Source organism: Salinicola sp. CPA57, assembly GCF_003206035.1.
Taxonomy (GTDB): Bacteria; Pseudomonadota; Gammaproteobacteria; order Pseudomonadales; family Halomonadaceae; genus Salinicola; species Salinicola socius.
Genome location: NZ_PZJR01000011.1, coordinates 150,771 through 167,728, shown reverse-complemented (window position 1 = coordinate 167,728; position 16,958 = coordinate 150,771). Strand labels below are relative to the sequence as shown.

At 63.1% G+C, this 16,958-nt stretch carries 17 protein-coding genes; 3 read left to right on the top strand and 14 right to left on the bottom strand.

Annotated elements, in window-relative coordinates:
- Positions 1-12: 12 nt before the first annotated feature.
- The 7 genes from DOM36_RS12985 to DOM36_RS12955 form a co-directional block, all read right to left on the bottom strand.
- Positions 13-1,500, bottom strand: a complete 1,488-nt coding sequence (locus DOM36_RS12985) for a SulP family inorganic anion transporter (protein WP_110643330.1) — start codon at positions 1,498-1,500, stop codon at positions 13-15.
- A gap of 420 nt (positions 1,501-1,920) precedes the next feature.
- On the bottom strand, positions 1,921-2,343 hold the full coding sequence (gene mntR, locus DOM36_RS12980) for a manganese-binding transcriptional regulator MntR (protein WP_075570867.1): 423 nt from the start codon (positions 2,341-2,343) through the stop codon (positions 1,921-1,923).
- Positions 2,344-2,418: 75 nt separating this feature from the next.
- Positions 2,419-3,696 carry an Nramp family divalent metal transporter gene (locus DOM36_RS12975; RefSeq protein ID WP_232823828.1) on the bottom strand — a complete coding sequence of 426 codons (1,278 nt, stop codon included), beginning with the start codon at positions 3,694-3,696 and terminating at the stop codon, positions 2,419-2,421.
- 163 nt (positions 3,697-3,859) lie between these two features.
- A complete protein-coding gene (locus DOM36_RS12970) occupies positions 3,860-4,564 on the bottom strand; it encodes an HAD-IB family hydrolase (RefSeq protein ID WP_157958641.1) in 705 nt (234 codons plus the stop codon).
- Positions 4,565-4,635: 71 nt separating this feature from the next.
- Positions 4,636-5,424, bottom strand: coding sequence for a slipin family protein (locus tag DOM36_RS12965; RefSeq protein ID WP_110643328.1), 789 nt, complete (start codon positions 5,422-5,424; stop codon positions 4,636-4,638).
- Complete coding sequence (locus tag DOM36_RS12960; protein ID WP_198651276.1) at positions 5,421-6,755, bottom strand: nodulation protein NfeD; 1,335 nt, start codon at positions 6,753-6,755, stop codon at positions 5,421-5,423. The genes DOM36_RS12965 and DOM36_RS12960 overlap by 4 nt, the downstream gene beginning before the upstream one ends.
- A gap of 90 nt (positions 6,756-6,845) precedes the next feature.
- Complete coding sequence (locus tag DOM36_RS12955; protein WP_110643326.1) at positions 6,846-7,550, bottom strand: haloacid dehalogenase type II; 705 nt, start codon at positions 7,548-7,550, stop codon at positions 6,846-6,848.
- Between the two features lie 116 nt (positions 7,551-7,666).
- On the opposite strand from DOM36_RS12955, the gene DOM36_RS12950 reads away from it, so the two are divergent.
- Entirely contained in the window at positions 7,667-8,650 is a 984-nt protein-coding gene (locus DOM36_RS12950) for a GlxA family transcriptional regulator (protein ID WP_075570862.1), read from the top strand.
- On the opposite strand, the gene DOM36_RS12945 is transcribed toward DOM36_RS12950, so the two are convergent.
- The 3 genes from DOM36_RS12945 to DOM36_RS12935 form a co-directional block, all read right to left on the bottom strand.
- A complete protein-coding gene (locus DOM36_RS12945; RefSeq protein WP_232823827.1) occupies positions 8,647-9,138 on the bottom strand; it encodes a thioesterase family protein in 492 nt (163 codons plus the stop codon). The genes DOM36_RS12950 and DOM36_RS12945 overlap by 4 nt on opposite strands.
- Positions 9,139-9,155: 17 nt before the next feature.
- Positions 9,156-10,127, bottom strand: coding sequence for an L-carnitine dehydrogenase (locus tag DOM36_RS12940; protein ID WP_110643325.1), 972 nt, complete (start codon positions 10,125-10,127; stop codon positions 9,156-9,158).
- A gap of 122 nt (positions 10,128-10,249) precedes the next feature.
- Entirely contained in the window at positions 10,250-11,131 is an 882-nt protein-coding gene (locus tag DOM36_RS12935; RefSeq protein ID WP_075570860.1) for a 3-keto-5-aminohexanoate cleavage protein, read from the bottom strand.
- 339 nt (positions 11,132-11,470) lie between these two features.
- On the opposite strand from DOM36_RS12935, the gene DOM36_RS12930 reads away from it, so the two are divergent.
- Together DOM36_RS12930 and argC are read left to right on the top strand one after the other, a co-directional pair.
- Complete coding sequence (locus DOM36_RS12930) at positions 11,471-12,736, top strand: aminotransferase class I/II-fold pyridoxal phosphate-dependent enzyme (RefSeq protein WP_075570859.1); 1,266 nt, start codon at positions 11,471-11,473, stop codon at positions 12,734-12,736.
- Between the two features lie 63 nt (positions 12,737-12,799).
- Positions 12,800-13,759 (top strand): N-acetyl-gamma-glutamyl-phosphate reductase, encoded by a 960-nt coding sequence (gene argC, locus DOM36_RS12925; RefSeq protein ID WP_075570858.1) that lies wholly within the window; start codon positions 12,800-12,802, stop codon positions 13,757-13,759.
- A 52-nt stretch (positions 13,760-13,811) separates the two neighbouring features.
- Here the strand turns inward: argC and DOM36_RS12920 are convergent, their stop codons facing one another.
- The 4 genes from DOM36_RS12920 to DOM36_RS12905 form a co-directional block, all read right to left on the bottom strand.
- Positions 13,812-14,696 carry an NAD(P)-dependent oxidoreductase gene (locus DOM36_RS12920; RefSeq protein ID WP_110643324.1) on the bottom strand — a complete coding sequence of 295 codons (885 nt, stop codon included), beginning with the start codon at positions 14,694-14,696 and terminating at the stop codon, positions 13,812-13,814.
- A 171-nt stretch (positions 14,697-14,867) separates the two neighbouring features.
- On the bottom strand, positions 14,868-15,398 hold the full coding sequence (locus tag DOM36_RS12915; protein WP_110643323.1) for a cupin: 531 nt from the start codon (positions 15,396-15,398) through the stop codon (positions 14,868-14,870).
- 34 nt (positions 15,399-15,432) lie between these two features.
- Positions 15,433-15,816, bottom strand: coding sequence for a hypothetical protein (locus DOM36_RS12910; RefSeq protein ID WP_110643322.1), 384 nt, complete (start codon positions 15,814-15,816; stop codon positions 15,433-15,435).
- Positions 15,817-16,001: 185 nt separating this feature from the next.
- The gene (locus DOM36_RS12905) at positions 16,002-16,688 is read right to left on the bottom strand and encodes a DUF4396 domain-containing protein (RefSeq protein WP_110643321.1); all 687 of its coding nucleotides are present in this window, start codon (positions 16,686-16,688) and stop codon (positions 16,002-16,004) included.
- Positions 16,689-16,958: the final 270 nt, after the last annotated feature.

Genomic DNA, 16,958 nt, shown 5'->3' with positions numbered 1-16,958 from the left:
GATGACCAGGGTTCAGTGGCCCATGAGCTTTTCTACCGCGTCCGGCTTGTCATGCACCCCGAATCGATCGACCAGGGTGGCACTGGCCTGATTCAGGCCAATCACCTCGACCTCGGTACCTTCGCGGCGGAACTTGACCACCACGTTATCCAGCGCTTCGACCGCGGTAATGTCCCAGAAGTGAGCGCGGGAGACGTCGATCGTCACCCGTTCGATCGCCTCCTTGAAATCGAACCCGGCATTGAAGCGGGTCGAGGAAGCGAAGAACACCTGCCCCACGACGTCATAGTTGCGCGTCTTGGCGTCGCCGTCCATGCGACTCCCGATGTAGAGAATCTGCCCGACCTTGTTGGCGAAGAACAGCGAGGCCAGCAGCACGCCGACCAGAACCCCGATCGCCAGGTTGTGGGTCGTCACCACGACGATCACCGTGGCGAGCATGACGATGTTGGTCGACATCGGATGGCGACGCAGGTTGACGATGGATTCCCAACTGAACGTGCCGATCGAGACCATGATCATCACCGCGACCAGCGCGGCCATCGGGATCTGCGAGACCCAGTCACCCAGGAAGACCACCAGGATCAGCAGGAAAGCGCCGGCGATCAGGGTGGATAGACGCGTACGACCGCCGGATTTCACGTTGATCACCGACTGGCCGATCATTGCACAACCCGCCATGCCGCCAAGCAGGCCGGAGGCGATATTGGCAACGCCCTGTCCCTTGCACTCGCGGTTCTTGTCGCTCGAGGTATCGGTCAACTCATCGACGATCGTCGCGGTCATCATCGACTCCAGCAGGCCGACGATGGCGATGCCCAGCGAATAGGGGAAAATGATCATCAAGGTGTCGAGGTTGAGCGGCACGTCCGGCCACAGAAACACCGGTAGCGAGTCCGGCAGCTCGCCCATGTCCCCCACGGTACGAATGTCCATGCCGCTGACCATATAGACGATCGTCAGCACCACGATGCAGACCAGCGGCGACGGCAACGCCTTGCCGATGATCGGCAGATACGGAAACAGATAGATGATACCGAGCCCGGCGGCGGTCATCGCATAGACATGCCAGGTGACATCGGTCAGTTCCGGCAGCTGCGCCATGAAGATCAGAATGGCGAGGGCGTTGACGAAGCCGGTCACTACAGAGCGCGACACGAAGCGCATCAGCTCGCCCAGCTTGAGATAGCCGAATACGATCTGGATCACTCCCGTCAACAGCGTTGCGGCCAGCAGATACTCGAGGCCATGATCACGCACCAGGGTCACCATCAGCAGTGCCGTGGCGCCGGTCGCCGCCGAGATCATCCCCGGTCGGCCGCCGGTAAAGGCGATCACGACGGCAATCGAGAACGACGCGTAGAGACCGATCTTGGGATCGACGCCGGCGATGATCGAAAATGCGATCGCCTCCGGAATCAGCGCCATCGCGACGACTGCGCCAGCCAGCACGTCGCCACGGACATTGGATAACCAGTGTTTTTTTATCATCTCAAGCATGGGCAAGTTCCCTGTCATGGGCCGCGGTGAACCGTCATGGGCTGCTACCCGCCTGATCGCACGGAGACAGGATGACCACCTGTACTGCCCGTCGTTGACGAGGCGTCAGCAAAGAGTGCCATCAAAGGACGGCCACGCAGTCGCGGCAAGAATTTGGATTGAATGGGTCGAACGAATACGAGCCGTCTCGCCGATACAGCGGTATCGGGACAGCCAGACGCGCGCATAGAAGGCACGTCGAGGTGGGGGCGTTACGCTAGGGTGGCGTCATGCCGGTGATGTTGTCGAATCGGTCTTGCATGAAGGCGACCTTGTCGAGCGCGTGATGGATCGAGGACTTTCAACGCGCAAGATTCTACCACCAACGTCGAAAGGTTCCCAGACGGAATAGGGAGGGGCATCTGCGGCCAATGCCATTGTCTAGCGGTTATGCGCTTCCAGAAACCTTTGCATGGCTTCGACGGTGGCATCACTGCAGTGGTGTTCGATGCCTTCGGAATCGGCTTCGGCCACATGGGGCGGCACGCCCAGTGCCAGCAGCGTCGACAATACCAGTTGATGGCGTGCCTCGACCTTTTCGGCCAGCTCACTGCCTTTCACGGTCAGAAAGACGCCGCGATACGGACGCGCCTCGGCCAGCCCGTCACGCTTGAGCCGCGCAATCACCTTGGAGACCGCAGCGGCACTGACGCCGAAACGCTCGGCCAGATCGCTGGCCCGAGCTTCGCCGTGGTCGCGATGTAGCTGCGCGATCTCCTCCACGTAATCTTCCACCAGCTCCTGCTGGTGGTCGAGGCGCGTACGCTCGAAGCGGGCATAACGGGGGCGTGGCGTCACTGACATGATGTTCTCATCGACGGGCAGAATGATGGGCGGCGGGAGCCTTTCAGGAGTTCGCCCGCGCGCGTCCTTGAAAGCCTACAGCAACTCGAAGGCCAACACATACCCATTCAGCAAGATGATGATCGCCGCGATGAGGCATCCCAGCCCGGTTACCCAGCGACGGTTGGTCAGATTTCCCATCAACCGGTGCTGTGCCGTGAAGTGGATCAGCGGAATCAACGCAAAGGGAATGCCGAAACTGAGGACCACCTGACTGGCGACGAGAACCTGCTGCTCGGGGAAACCCAGCATGATCACCACGATCGCCGGCAGCATCGTCAACAGGCGGCGCAGCCACAGCGGAATGGTGAAGCCGACGAACCCCTGCATCACCACCTGGCCCGCCATGGTGCCGACGATGGACGAGGATAGCCCCGCCATCAGCAGTGTAAAGCCGAACAGCGTGCTCGCCAGATCCCGATCCATCAACGGCGCCAGCAGCTGATAGCTCTGCTCGATGGAAGCGACGCCGGTACGGCCGTTATCGAAGAAGACCGAGGCGGCCAGTGCCAGCATCGACAGATTGATGATTCCGGCGATACCCATGCCGATGATCACGTCCCAGCGGTAATAGCGCATGGCACGGCGGCGCTGTTCGTCGGTATGAGTCGCCACGCGGCGCTGCGACAGCGACGAGTGTAGATAGATGACGTGGGGCATCACCGTCGCGCCCAGGATCCCGGCGGCCAGAAACACCGCGTAGCCATCGGGAAACTGCGGCAGGAGCAAGCCCTGAATGGCCGGCGCGGCCTCGGGTCGCCCCATGATGATCTGAATGACGAATCCGGCGGCCACCGCCAGCAGCATGCTGCCGATGATGACCTCCAGCAGGCGGAAACCGAAGCGCTGCATGTAGAGCGCGGCATAGGTGATCGCGCCCGTGAGCAGCGCCCCTTCGAGCATCGTCATCCCGAACAGCAGATTGAAGGCCAGCGCGGCACCGAGGAACTCGGCCAGGTCCGTGGCAATCGCAACCAGTTCGGCCTGGACCCAGTAGAACCAGACCAGCGGGCGCGGATAGCGATCCCGGATCATCTCCGCCAGATTCTTGCCGGTTGCCAGACCCAGCCGCACCGATAGCGTCTGGATCAGCATCGCCATCAGGTTGGCCCACAGCACCACCCACAGCAGGACATAACCGTAACGCGAGCCCGCTTCGATGTTGGTGGCGAAGTTGCCCGGATCGATATAGGCGACTGCCGCGATCATTGCCGGGCCGAAAAACGGTAGAAAGCGCGACAGCCCCGATCGACGGCGAGCAGTCGCCGGCGCCGACAGGCGTTCGTCACGGGATTCGGTCAAGGAGTTGGACACGACGGCCTCTGGAGATGATCAACATACCCAGGCAACGATGCCTCGGTTATCAAGTTAAACCTCGGTTGATAAAATATACCCCAGTTACCGATGACGCAACGGTGACCCGCCATGAGTTATTTCAATCAGGGTGATTGATGATTTCGGTGGTGGCTGTCGGGCGCTAGCGCCACTGCAGAACCGGCCACCCACGCGCTTCGGCGATTTCGCGCAGGCGGGCGTCCGGCTGGGTGGCGTGGGGATGGTCGACGAATTCGAGCAAAGGCAGGTCATTGAAGGAGTCGCTGTAGCCCCAGGTCTCCCAGCCTTCGGCAAAGCCGGTGTCGTGGCTGGATAGCCACGCTTCGAAGGCGTCGAGCTTGCCGCGCTGGTAGGTCTGGATACCGGTGGGCTCGCCAGTGAAACGACCGTCGGCATCGAGCTCGGGCAGCGTCGCCAGGGCACCGTCCGCGCCGATGGCGTGCGCGATGGGCTCGACCAGATGATGCATCGAGGCGGAGATCACCAGCGTGGCGTGGCCGTCCCGGCTGTGGGCCTGGAGCCGCGCGACCCCTTCCTGCATCAAGCGCGGCCGAACTCTGTCCTCGACGAAGGCGTCGACCTGTTCTTTCACCACCCCGCGAGTGCGACCGATCAGCGGTGCAAGGGTAAAACGCAGATGATCGGTCATGTTCAGCGTGCCGGCATGGTACTGCTTGTCGTGCTCGCGCATCTGTTCCAGCAGAGCCGACCCGTCCTCGACCCAGCCGCATTCGATGATCCATTCGAGCCAGAGATGGGTACAGTCGCCATCGAGCAGGGTGTCGTCGAGATCGAAGATGGCGAGTGCGGATGGCCGGTGTGGCGAGGGGAATTGTGACGTGGCCAAGCGAGGCTCCATGGTCTGTCGGCGGAATGAATCTCAAGCATACACGCTCTCGCCGCGGCATTGAGCCGTCGTCATGTCTCTTCCGACACGTTGGGGTCAGGCTTGCGGCTGCTGAAGCCCGCCATGGTCTTGAATGCCTCCATGATGTCCATTGGCAGCGGAAAAACGATGGTTGAAGCGTTCTTGTTGCTCATGTCGCTCATGGTTTGCAGGTAACGCAGCTGCAGCGCCGCCGGATTGCGGGACATGATATCGGCCGCCTCGACCAGCTTCTCGGCGGCCTGCTGTTCGCCCTCGGCATGGATCACCTTGGCCCGGCGCTCACGCTCGGCTTCGGCCTGGCGCGCGATCGCACGGATCATGCTCTCGTCGAGATCGACATGCTTGATCTCGACATTGGCGACCTTGATCCCCCAGGCTTCGGTCTGGGTATCGATGATCTCCTGGATGTCGTCGTTGAGCTTGTCCCGCTCCGAAAGCATCTCGTCGAGATCGTGCTTGCCCAACACCGAACGCAGCGTGGTCTGCGCCAGATGACTGGTGGCGTTGACGTAATTCTCGACCTGGATGATCGCCCGCTCCGGGTCGACGACACGGAAATAGAGCACCGCGTTGACACGCACGGTGACGTTATCCCGGGAGATGACGTCCTGTTCCGGGACGTCCATGGTAATCACGCGCAGATCGACCACCTGCATCTTCTGCACCACCGGTATCAGGAAGAACAGCCCCGGCCCTTTGACATCCTGGAAGCGACCGAGAAAGAACACCACGCCGCGGCGGTATTCCGGCAGAATCCGGACCGAGGCCAGCAACAGCAGAATCAGCAGTACGACGGGTACCAGATAGGCCAACATCATCTCGTCTCCTCCCAGGGGGCCGGGGTCGGTTCGACACTGACGGTCAAACCCTCCAAGGCCGTGACACGAAGCTTGTCGCCGTCATGAATGCTGCCCTCGCCACGGGCCCGCCAGCGCTCGCCATGCAGCAGCACCTTGCCACGGCCGGCGGAAAAATCCCCCAGTGCCACCGCATCGGCGCCGATCAACTCTTCACGACCGGCCAGAGGAGCCCGCCGTCGCACCGTCATCAGACGCATCACACCCCACAGCAGGAAGCCGGCGGCGATCAGTGCGGTACCGCCGATCAGCGGCCACGCCACGGCACTGTTGGCCTCGTCCATCAGCAGGATGGAACCGATCACGAAAGCGACGATACCGCCCGCACCAAGCGCACCGAAACTGGGCAGGAAGGCCTCGCCAACGATCATCGCAAGACCCAGCAGCACCAACCCCAGCCCGGCCAGATCGATCGACAGCACCTGGAAGGCAAAAAGGCCCAGCAGCAGGCTGATGCCCCCGATGATGCCAGGTACCAGCGTGCCGGGGCTGGCGAGTTCGAATACCAGCCCGTAGAAGCCGATCAGCAGCAAGCCGTAGGCCACGACGGGGTTGGCAATCAGCGAGAGCAGTGAAGTACGCCAGTCCGGCCCTTCGCGAACGAGTTCGATGCCTTGGGTCGACAGCGTCTTCGCACCGTCCGCCAGCGCGACCTGCCTGCCATCCAGCTGCGTCATCAGATCCTCGAGATCGGTGGCCACCACATCGATGACATTGCGATCGAGCGCCTCCTCCGCGCCGAGATTGGCCGCCTCGCGCACGGCCAGCTCGGCCCAGTCCGCATTGCGCCCGTGACGCTCGGCGTAGCCACGGATCGTCGCCACGGCGTCCTCGATCATCTTCTGGCGCATCGCCTCGCTGTTGGCGTCCTCGCCCGACGCCTTGCCCAGCGTCACCGGCGTCGCCGAACCGAGATGCGTACCGGGCGACATGGCTGCGACGGGGCTGGCGTAAAGCAGGTAGGTACCGGCGCTGGCCGCCCGCGCCCCGCTCGGAGTGACGTAGGTCGCGACCGGCAGCTCGGCGGCAAGGATCGCCTGAGCCAGACGGCGCATCGATTCGACCTGTCCACCGGGCGTGTCGAGCTCGATGACCAGGAGCTCTGCACTCATCGCCTCGGCGCGATCGATGCCGCGTTCGACATAATCACGCGTTGCCGGATTGATGCTGTCGTCGAGCGTCAGCACCATTGCCCGATTCGCGGCAGGCGACTGGGCCAGTCCGGTCAGCGCCAGGAGCAAGCCCGCCAACAGACAGACGAGCCAGGCCGCGCGGCACCACCGCCGCGTCATGAGTCTGCGAGTTCCACCCGTCGAGTCGGCCATATTGGCAGCGTAGCCAGTTTCCGGCGTTCGCGCCGTTAGACGGAAGTCCTGTTCGGCTCAGCTGCGACGCTTTCCCTCGCGTTCGAGGACCACCTGGAACTGGTCCGCCAGCGCCTCGAGATCGGGCGCCATCATGTCGGGCGCGTCGCCCCAGGGTTCGAATGGGGTATTGGGATTGCGCTGGATCCAGGCAGCCCGCAGGCCGGCGTGACGCGCGCCGATGACATCGAAAGGATTGCTGGAAACCAGCCAGGTGTTGTCGGGGCGGCTATGGGTGCGCTGGCGCAGATGCGCGTAGACGACCGCATCGGGCTTGTACCGCCGCACTTCCTCGACGCTGATGATATCGTCGAACATTGCCGTCAACCCGGCATGGTCGAACAGCGACTCCAGGCTCTGACGGCTGCCGTTGGAGAACGCCACGCAGCGCACGCCCAGTCCGCGAAGACGCTCGAGCGCAGCGGGAACTTCCTTGAACGCTGGCAGCCGACGGTAGACGACCATCAGACCCTGCTTGAACTCCTCGGTAAAACGCGAGCCCCGCTCCTGATCGACCAGATCCAGCGCTTCCCGTTGACACTGAAAGAAATCGACGTAAGCGCCCATCAGGCCACGGCGAAAGGCGAACTCGAACTGTTTGTCTCGCCAACGCTCCGCGAAGGCGACCGCATCATCGCCGATCCGGGAGGCCAGGGGCGCGACGACGCCCTGCGTATCCACCAGCGTCCCGTACACATCGAATGCCAGTACCGGTGTTTGCATGTTAAATCCTTGGTCAACGTGTTTCATATTGCGTTTTTTGTCACTATGAGCTCACGAATTCGGGGAAAAGCCGAACGAAATCATTGTTCTGTTTTGTAATGTCGGAGTGACAAACCATGCGCCTGGATTACGCCGGACCGTATCCCGAGCCGGTGGGATTTCTGCTGGTCCCGCGCTTTTCGATGATGGCGTTTTTCTCCGCCGTGGAACCGCTGCGAATCGCCAATCGATTGGCGGGCCGTGAGCTCTATCGGTGGCTGTTGATCAGCGAGGATGGTCAGCCCGTCACCGCCAGCAACGACATGACCCTGCTGGTCGACTGTGGCCTGGCAGACGCGCCCTCCCTGCCGACACTGGCGGTATGCGCCGGTTTCGAGCCTGAGCGCGACCGATCGCGTCGTCTGGCGCAATGGCTTCACCGTCAGGCCAGCGAAGGTTGCCTGCTGGGCGGCATCGACACCGGCCCGCTGATACTCGCCGAGGTCGGCCTGCTCGACGGCCATCGTCTGACACTGCACTGGGAGAGTCTGCCCGCCTTCCGCGAGCGTTTTCCGGGACTCGAGGCCGTGGAATCGCTGTTCGAGATCGACGCCCGCCGCTTCACCTGCGCCGGCGGTGCCGCGGCCATGGACATGACGCTGAGCATGATCGCCAGTCGTCACGGTCAGGGCCTGGCCGACGATATTTCCGAACAGTTGATCCATGCTCGTCTGCGCCCGCGCCAGGATCACCAGCGATTGCCGCTGGCGAAACGACTGGGCACACATCGCCGGCCACTGGTCGACGCAGTGGCGCTGATGGAGCAGCATCTCGAACAGCCGCTGTCGATAACCGAACTCAGCGAGCGGATCGGCCTGTCGCTGCGCCAGCTTCAGCGGCTGTTTCTCGATGAACTGGGCAAGCGCCCCCGGGATTACTACCTCGAACTGCGCCTGGATCGAGCCCGGCATCTGCTCGAGGAGACCGATCACGACATTCTGAGCATCGGGCTGGCCTGCGGATTCGGCTCAGCCTCGAGTTTTTCCCGTGCCTACCGCCAACGCTACGCTCAGGCCCCGAGCGACGCGCGTCGCGCCGGCCGAGTCCCGCCGGAAGACTAGCCGCGGCGAATGCCGATTCGACGCCCGGCAGCGCTGGGCCATTCGTCACCCGCGGCCGGCAGCGAAGCAATCGCCGTGGCCACCGGCTCGGGAAACGGTGCCGGCCGGCCACTGGCCACGTCGATCCCCATCAGCATCTGTTCGCTGGTCGCGAGCACGTCTCCATCCACATTGTTCAGCGTGAACAGCACGTGCAGACGCTTGGCGTCGCTGTCGAGCAGCGTCAGCGCCACCCGCAATCCTTCACCGCGATGCGCTTGCTGGCGATAGCAGAGATGGGTCTCTAGGGTATAGATCGTATAGCCATGCTCGGCGCGACCGGCCTCCTCGAGACCGACGCGATCCATCAACGCCTCCACCGCCAGCGAGAACACGCGGGCGTACTCGGCATCGTTCATGTGGCCGTTGTAGTCGACCCAGGCATCCAGCACCCGGGTCTGGAAAAGCGGATCATCCGGAATCGTGGTCATCAGAGGCGCCTCGCTCATCAAATCCGTCTCGTTCATTAAATCCGACCCTGGAGCCCTTCGGCTTCCGGCCAGTATTTCTGGGTCAGCTCCAGCAGTTCGGTGAGAAACGCATCGCGGCGTGTCTCGAGCTCGGCGACGCTGCGGCCGGCGGCCTGATGCTCGCAGCCATCGGCGACCCTATCGATCAGTTCGTCGGTCAGCTCCGGCGCTTCCAGCTTGGTCCACGGCAGTTTCAGCGCCGGGCCGAACTGGTGCAGCATGTGTCGCATGCCACCGTCGCCACCGGCCAGATGGAAGGTGAGGAACGTCCCCATCAGCGACCAGCGCAGACCGCAGCCGTAGACCACCGCCGCGTCGATCTCCTCGGTAGTGGCGACACCGTCGTTGACCAGGTGCAGCGCCTCGCGCCACAACGCCTCCATCAGCCGATCGGCGACGTGACCTTCGATCTCGCGACGCACCACCAGCGGACGCATGCCAAGCGCGGCATACTGTGCCTGGGCGCGCTCGATCACCACCGGCGCGGTGTGCTCGCCACCGACCAGTTCCACCAGCGGCAGCAGATAGACCGGGTTGAACGGATGCGCCACGATCACGCGCCCTGGCGCCCGCTCGCAGGCGGACTGCAGGTCGCTCGGCTTGATGCCGGAGGTCGACGAACCGATCACCACGTCCAGCGGCGCCAGCGCGTCGAGCTGGCTCAACACGTCGTGCTTGAGCGCCAGCCGCTCGGGGACGTTCTCCTGGATCAGCTCGGCGCCCTCGACGGCGGCCTCCAGTGAATCGACGAAGGTCAGCGCCTCGGGATCGGCGTTCTCGGCGAGCCCGAGCCGTTCGAGCGACGGCCAGGCGCGCTCGACGAAGGCGCGGGTGCGCTCCCCGGCAGCGGGATCGGGATCGAAGGCCGTGACCCGGCAGCCGGCCGCCAGGGCGCGGGCGATCCAGCCGTTGCCGATCACGCCGGTACCGATCACAGCGACATTGCGGGGAAGAGTGGAAGCAGTCATCAAGACCCTCCAGGGCAGTTCGGAAAAGGGAAGCCCGCGATCCCGCGCTCACGTCTTCGCTGAGCGCGGGTTCGCCAAAAGGGCTGGAATGGGGCTGGCGTGAAATCAGGCCAAGCGTGAAATCAGGGCTTGCGCAGTCCCAGCGACTCACGGGTCTGGGCCGGCGTCTGCACCTTGCCGCCGAGATTCTCGGCGATGGTGGCGGCACGCTCGACCAGCTGCGCGTTGGTGGCGAAAACGCCCTTGCTGAGATAGAGGTTGTCTTCCAGGCCAACACGCATGTGCCCGCCCATGATCATCGACTGCGCCGCCATGGGAAACTGCTGCCGACCGATGCCGAACGCGGACCAGATCGCGTTTTCCGGTAGCTTGTTGCGCATCGCCAGCATGGTTTCGGTGTCGGCCTCGGCTCCCCAGGGGATGCCCAGACAGAGCTGGAACAGCGGATCGCCATCGATCAGGCCTTCCTCGACCAGCTGGCGCGCGAACCAGACATGGCCCAGATCGAAGCACTCGAGTTCCGGCTTGACCCCCGCCTGCTGGATCAGCCGCGCATGTTCGCGCAGCCAGTCGGCGCTGTTCAGATAGACCATGTCGCCGAAATTCAAGCTGCCGCAGTCCAGCGTGCAGAGTTCCGGCAGCAATTGGCCCACCGGCTCGTGACGCTCCGCTGCAGTCTGCAGATCGGTGCCTTCGAGCCCGTGGATCACGCCATCGCGAATCTCGGGGAACAGATCGCCACCGCCGCCGGCGGTGATATTGATCACCGCATCGACATCGGATTCGCGAATGCGCTCGACCACTTCACGAAAGTGATCGGTGGAGTGGCTGACGCCGCCGGTTTCCGGGTCGCGGACGTGCAGGTGGACGATGCTGGCACCGGCACGAGCGGCGTCCAGCGCGCTGTCGGCGATCTGCTTGGGCGTGACGGGCAGATCCGGGTGTTTGTCGGCAGTGTCGCCAGCACCGGTAACGGCACAGGTCAGGATGACATCGCGATTCATGAGATAGCCTCTGGGTCCAACCCCGAACCGGTAGCGGTTCGCGGCATTGCATGAGTGCACCCGCCGGGTGCGTGTCGATGCTCCCCATTGTGGGTGCCGCACCGTCGCATCGATTGTCATGACACGCCGCGATTTTGACCTGTCACGACGAGCATTGGCCACGTGGCGCCGTCATCCGTAGCGATTTTCCGAACCGACTTCCGGTCGACCCGGGAAAATGCTTGAGCTGGGAACGACCCTAAGCGTGAAGCCGCTCGGCGGCTGTTCGTGGCGAACCATAATCGTTAGGCTATCCCTTTTTGCCCGCCTTCCGAGGCAGTTCGCCATGATGGGACGACCATGCGCTCAGATCGACCACAAGACTCTCACCTGGATGATACCTCTCCCCGCTATGCGCAACTGACCCAGCGCATTGCCGGCAAGGGCGCGAGCGCCTGGAACATTCATTTCCGCGCCAAGGCACGTCAGGCCCGCGGTGAAGACGTCATCATCCTGTCGGTGGGCGATCCCGATTTCGACACGCCGCCCTCTATCGTCGAGGCGGCAGTCGACAGCCTGCGCGGCGGCTCGACCCACTACGCCGAGGTGCAGGGCAAGCGGACGCTGCGCGAGCGTATTGCCAACTTTCACCGGACCCATGGCGGCCACGCAGACGCGAGCGCAGATAATGTCGCCGTGCTCGCCGGCGCACAGTGCGGCCTCTATGCCACGGCCCAGTGCCTGCTCGATCCGGGTGACGAGATCATCATTCCCGAACCGGCCTACGTCACTTATGAAGCCGTGGTCCAGGCCACCGGCGCCGTGCCGGTCTGGGTGCCGCTGTCCGCCGATGCAGGCTTCCAGCCACGGACCGCCGACATCGCCGCGTCGATCACGCCGCGCACGAAGGCGATTCTGATCAACAGCCCGCACAATCCCACCGGTCAATGCCTGACGCCGGCGATGTGGGACGCGATCGCCACGCTGTGCCGCGAGCACGATCTGTGGCTGATCGTCGATGCCGTCTACGCCGATCTGATCTTCGATGGCGAACATGCAAGCCCCGACAGCCTGCCGGGAATGCCGGAGCGCACCGTGATCATCAGCAGCCTGTCCAAATCCCATGCGATGACCGGCTGGCGCCTCGGCTGGGTCGTCGGCCCGCCGCCATTGATGTCGCACCTTGTCAATCTGGCTCTGTGCATGCTTTACGGCTGTCAGCCATTCATCCAGGACGCGGCGATTGCGGCGTTCGACGAGCCCCCGGCAGCGCTGGCCACGATGCGCGACACCTATCGACAGCGCCGCGATGCGGTGGTCGAGACGCTACGTGACAGCGAGATCGTCGCCACGCTGTCGCCGGCCGCGGGCATGTTCATGATGATCGACATCCGCGCCACCGGGCTCAGTACGCACGCTTTTGCTGATCGCCTGCTCGACGAGCACGGCGTGTCGGTACTCGCCGGGGACGCTTTCGGCCCCTCCGCGGCGGGGTTCGTGCGGCTGAGCCTGACCGTGGATGCCGAGCGCCTGCGGGAAGCCTGCCGGCGAATCGAACGTTGCGCCCAGGAGTGCCACGGCGAATCCCGGCTGGCGGCCAGACCGATCAACGGCATGACAACCTGAGCCCAAATCCGCACAATATCGCGATCACGATATCGCCACCGATCAACGGCAGGAAAAACGCTCATGGCATTCAAGGACTTGTTCAAAGTCTATGTCGACGGACAGGAAGGGACCACCGGCCTGCGGCTGTTCGACTATCTCCAGGCGCGCGACGACATCGAGTTGCTGCGTATCGACAGCGACAAGCGCAAGGATCCGGCCGAACGGGCGCGCCTGCTGAATGCCGCCGATGTCGCTTTTCTGTGCCTGCCGGACGCCGCCTCCCGCGAAGCGGCGGCGATGGTCGAGAATCCGGACACCTGCCTGATCGATGCCAGCACGGCCTTTCGTACCGATCCGAGCTGGGTCTACGGCCTGCCTGAACTGAGCGATGGTCAGCGGGAACGGATTCGAGCCAGCAAGCGCATCGCCAATGTCGGCTGTCATGCCAGCGCTTTCATTCTGCTGGTTCGGCCATTGGTGGACGCCGGACTGCTGCCGGCAGACTACCCGCTCTCCGCGTTCTCGCTGACCGGCTACAGCGGCGGCGGGAAAGCGATGATCGCCGAGTACCGGAGTGACAGCGACGGCCGTCTGAACGCGCCACGCCCCTACGCCATGGGCCTGGGCCACAAGCATCTGCCGGAGATGCAACAGCACGGCCGGCTGGCGCAACCGCCGGTGTTCTCGCCGATCGTTGGTCCTTTCTTGAAAGGCCTGATGGTCAGCGTGCCGCTACAGCTCTCCCACCTTGGCGCGGGAACCCGGGCGGAAGCTCTGCTCGATGCCTACCGTGCACACTACGCCGATGAACCTTTCGTGCAAGTCCGCCCGTTCGAAGCCCTCGAGAATCTGGACAACGGTTTTTTCGACGTTCAGGGCGCCAACGAGACCAATCGTGTCGACCTGTTCGTGTTCGGCAACGCGGAGCGCGTCTGCCTGGTCTCGCGGCTCGACAACCTCGGCAAGGGGGCTGCCGGGTCCGCGGTGCAAAACATGAACGTGCATCTGGGGGTGGATGAGACGACGGGGTTGAGTGTCTGACGAAACGCTCCCCGGCTCTGGGTCCGAGCCTGGAATCTGCAGCCCAGAGCCATCAGCGCCGATACTTTTCCAGGTAGGCGTGAATCGCGGCAATGTCTTTCTCGCCATACCCGGCGTTGACGGCGTCGAACCAGAGATTGCGGATCTGTGACAGCGAGGGCAGCGCCTTGTCATCGCCGGCCTCCAGCGCCAGCCCCACATCCTTGAGGCCCCACTGCATCGCCATCTGCGGGTCGAATTCTCCGCTGGCGATCATGTCCAGCTTGAGTTTCATGTAGGGCGTGGCCAGCGGGCCGCCGTCGAGCACCTGCCACAGATCGTCGGTCGCGAAGCCCAGCGAATCGGCTAGATGCGCGGTCTCGGCGATCCCCTGCATCATCGAGATCAGCCAGGCATTGACGACGACTTTCATCCGCGCGCCCTGTCCGGCCTGACCCAGCCAGTGGATCTGCTTGCCCAGCACGTCGAAGATCGGGTCGACCACGGCGCCGGCACGATCACGATCGCCGCTGGCCAGGATGCCGATCGCGCCCTGCTCCGCTGGCGCCTTGGTGCCGGAAACCGGGGCATCGATGAACACGATGTCGTCACGCACTTCGCCAACTTCGGCAATCAGCCGGTCGGTTTCGGCCGCGCCCAGGGTGCCCATCTGGATCAACGTCGCGCCTGCGGGCATCGCGGCCAGCGCACCGCCATCACCCAACAGCACGTCCCGCGTCACCGCGAGATCCGGCAGCATCGTGATCACGGCCTTGGCCAGGCCCACCGCATCGGCGGGAGACACGGCAAGGCGCGCGCCATTCTCGACGAGACCGGTTGCCTTGTGGGGGGAGCGATTCCAGACGGTGACATCGAAATCGGCTTTCAGCAGATTGGTGGCGAAGGCGTGGCCCATGGCGCCCAAACCCAGCACGGCGACGGAACGGGAATCGGACATCGTAAGGATCCTCGACGAAAATGTAGGCTCCTGACTATAGACGAAAGTCCCGTTCTTCAAGCCAGCGACACGTTTCATCCCTCTGGCCCGCTTGCCGTGCTATCACTTCACTGCCCCGTCATCTCACTGCTCTGTCGTATCACTGCTCTGTCGTATCACTGCTCTGTCATCTCACTGCTCTGTCGTCTCGGCGCCCTGACGCCATAGCGACAACAGCGCTCCGCCGACAGGGTCTTCATCGGGCAACGCGACCGCAGCCACCCGCCGGCAGATGGATTCGAGCTCGCCGGGCTGGCCACGCTCGACCTCCCATGACTGCCCCAGTGGATAAGCCCCCACCATGGTGAAGTCGTCGCTGGCCTCGAGGCAGGCATGACCGACGCCCGCCGGCAGCACCAGCGCGTCGCCCGCGGCGATATCGAGCTTGCAGCCGTCGGGGCCGCCAAGCCGGACATGCGCCTGGCCGCGGAAGACGCCCAGCGCTTCGTGCGCGGTGGAATGGAAATGGTCGAAATCGTAAAGGCCATAGCGCCATTGCGGTGGCCATCGATGGCGAGCGAACAGCGCTTCGAACCTCGCCGCCAAATTCTCTTCGGAAGTGTCTAGGATCTGGCGATAGATCAATACCGGCAGCGGCGAGTTGGGGAAGCCGCTGGTTTCATCGGCCTCGAGAACCAGCGTTTCGGGTTGTGGTTTCGTCATGACCTCCTCCTGACCCTGGCATGATTGAGGGCCTCTACAATCTTGCAGACTCGATATCTTGAGCCTGGGAGACGCCCGTCCGGCCGTCGTTGTTCGTCATTTCAGTCTCCATGTCGAGCGGCATCCGATAGACCGCAATCAGGCTCAGCGCGGCGAACGGCAGCATCGGCCAGAGCGCCAGATTCTCGTTGGCGAACGCCTCTGCCAGCCAGCCACCGATCATCGGCATGACAAAGGCCATGGCGTAGCCGACGAAGGACATGCCGGCAGTCAGCGAGGCCACCGCTTCTCCCCGCTCCAGACACGGCGGCAGCGCCATGATCAGCGTGAGCTCGAGGGTGATACCAAAGCCGGAGATCACCAGTGCGACCAGCGAGGGCCAACCCTCCAGGCCCAAAAAGCCGGCCAGCCACAGCAACGCCAGCGCGCCCCAAGGCAGGGGGAACGGACGACGGAGGAGGGAACGGAGAATTGTGCGCGCGGACGCAGAGCCATGACACCACCCGATGAATGAGCGCAGGCGCCAGCCCTGCGCGATGACCAAGCCCAAGCGCTAGAAATTAGCAGAACCGAGCTGTGGAAGCGCAGCTTTTGCCTCTCGTTTCACATGCCGTGCTTGATGCCCCGATTGATCAGTACCCAATTGGCGGGATAGGAGGTGACGAAGCCAATCAGCATCGCGATCTGCATCATGAACCAGAACGGCGCCGTGAACGCATTCATCTCCCCCAGCCAGCCATAGAGAGCGATCAGCATCCAGACGTACATGCCGAACTGAAAGGCGATCAGCGACAGCGTATCGGCCTTGATCGCATCGCGTAGTGCAGCCCCGGGGCTCGCGTCGCTCATGGCGCGAATCGGCAGATACTGAAACAGCACACCGAACAGGTAAGCGCCGATGAAGGCCAGCACGAAATGCCCTAACACCGCCGAACCCAGCAGGGCAAAACCGGTAGCCGTGGCAATCGGCGCCGTGACGACATCACCCAGCGTGCAGCCCCCGCCACAGTGCGTTGCGGAAACGAAGACGCTCTGCCACTTGGGTTTCTCACCGCCGTGGTGATGGTGACCGTGCCCCTCACGAGCGTGCTGAGCCTGTTCCGACTTCGTCGGCGCACGCCCCATCCGGCGGTAGGCCCACCAGCCGAAGATCGGCATGTAGAGCCCGGTGATCGGCCAGGTGACATTCATGATGGCCATCGGCTGTGGCCGCTTCGAGACATCGACTGTAATCGCAAGCGCCGTGACCATACCCAGCAGCAGAAAGACCCAGGACCAGAAAATCAGCATCGTTTTGCCCTCCCGTGGCGATGGCTTGACGACAGAACGTCCCCATTCGTGTCGTGTTGGAAACATGCCTCAGGTATAGAAACCTTCGGCGTCGCCAACAAGCGACGTCCTGCACGGGGGTTGCTCAGACCGGTCGTTTCAGGAGCACGGATCATTGCAAAAACTGTTGTTTTATTAGCAATAAAATTAGAATTAATGATAAATATCCGCTTCTAATCACTACAAAAGAAAGAATAAAACGTAATTTTGACCCCTGGGCGTTGCTTCCCG

Excerpts from the sequence above, each read along its gene's own strand:
- DOM36_RS12985 (WP_110643330.1), bottom strand. The coding sequence starts at position 1,500 with ATGCTTGAGATGATAAAAAAACACTGGTTATCCAATGTCCGTGGCGAC.
- mntR (WP_075570867.1), bottom strand. The coding sequence starts at position 2,343 with ATGTCAGTGACGCCACGCCCCCGTTATGCCCGCTTCGAGCGTACGCGC.
- DOM36_RS12965 (WP_110643328.1), bottom strand. The coding sequence starts at position 5,424 with ATGATGTTGGCCTATCTGGTACCCGTCGTACTGCTGATTCTGCTGTTG.
- DOM36_RS12960 (WP_198651276.1), bottom strand. The coding sequence starts at position 6,755 with ATGACGCGGCGGTGGTGCCGCGCGGCCTGGCTCGTCTGTCTGTTGGCG.
- DOM36_RS12955 (WP_110643326.1), bottom strand. The coding sequence starts at position 7,550 with ATGCAAACACCGGTACTGGCATTCGATGTGTACGGGACGCTGGTGGAT.
- DOM36_RS12950 (WP_075570862.1), top strand. The coding sequence starts at position 7,667 with ATGCGCCTGGATTACGCCGGACCGTATCCCGAGCCGGTGGGATTTCTG.
- DOM36_RS12945 (WP_232823827.1), bottom strand. The coding sequence starts at position 9,138 with ATGAGCGAGGCGCCTCTGATGACCACGATTCCGGATGATCCGCTTTTC.
- DOM36_RS12940 (WP_110643325.1), bottom strand. The coding sequence starts at position 10,127 with ATGACTGCTTCCACTCTTCCCCGCAATGTCGCTGTGATCGGTACCGGC.
- DOM36_RS12935 (WP_075570860.1), bottom strand. The coding sequence starts at position 11,131 with ATGAATCGCGATGTCATCCTGACCTGTGCCGTTACCGGTGCTGGCGAC.
- DOM36_RS12930 (WP_075570859.1), top strand. The coding sequence starts at position 11,471 with ATGCGCTCAGATCGACCACAAGACTCTCACCTGGATGATACCTCTCCC.
- argC (WP_075570858.1), top strand. The coding sequence starts at position 12,800 with ATGGCATTCAAGGACTTGTTCAAAGTCTATGTCGACGGACAGGAAGGG.
- DOM36_RS12920 (WP_110643324.1), bottom strand. The coding sequence starts at position 14,696 with ATGTCCGATTCCCGTTCCGTCGCCGTGCTGGGTTTGGGCGCCATGGGC.
- DOM36_RS12915 (WP_110643323.1), bottom strand. The coding sequence starts at position 15,398 with ATGACGAAACCACAACCCGAAACGCTGGTTCTCGAGGCCGATGAAACC.
- DOM36_RS12905 (WP_110643321.1), bottom strand. The coding sequence starts at position 16,688 with ATGCTGATTTTCTGGTCCTGGGTCTTTCTGCTGCTGGGTATGGTCACG.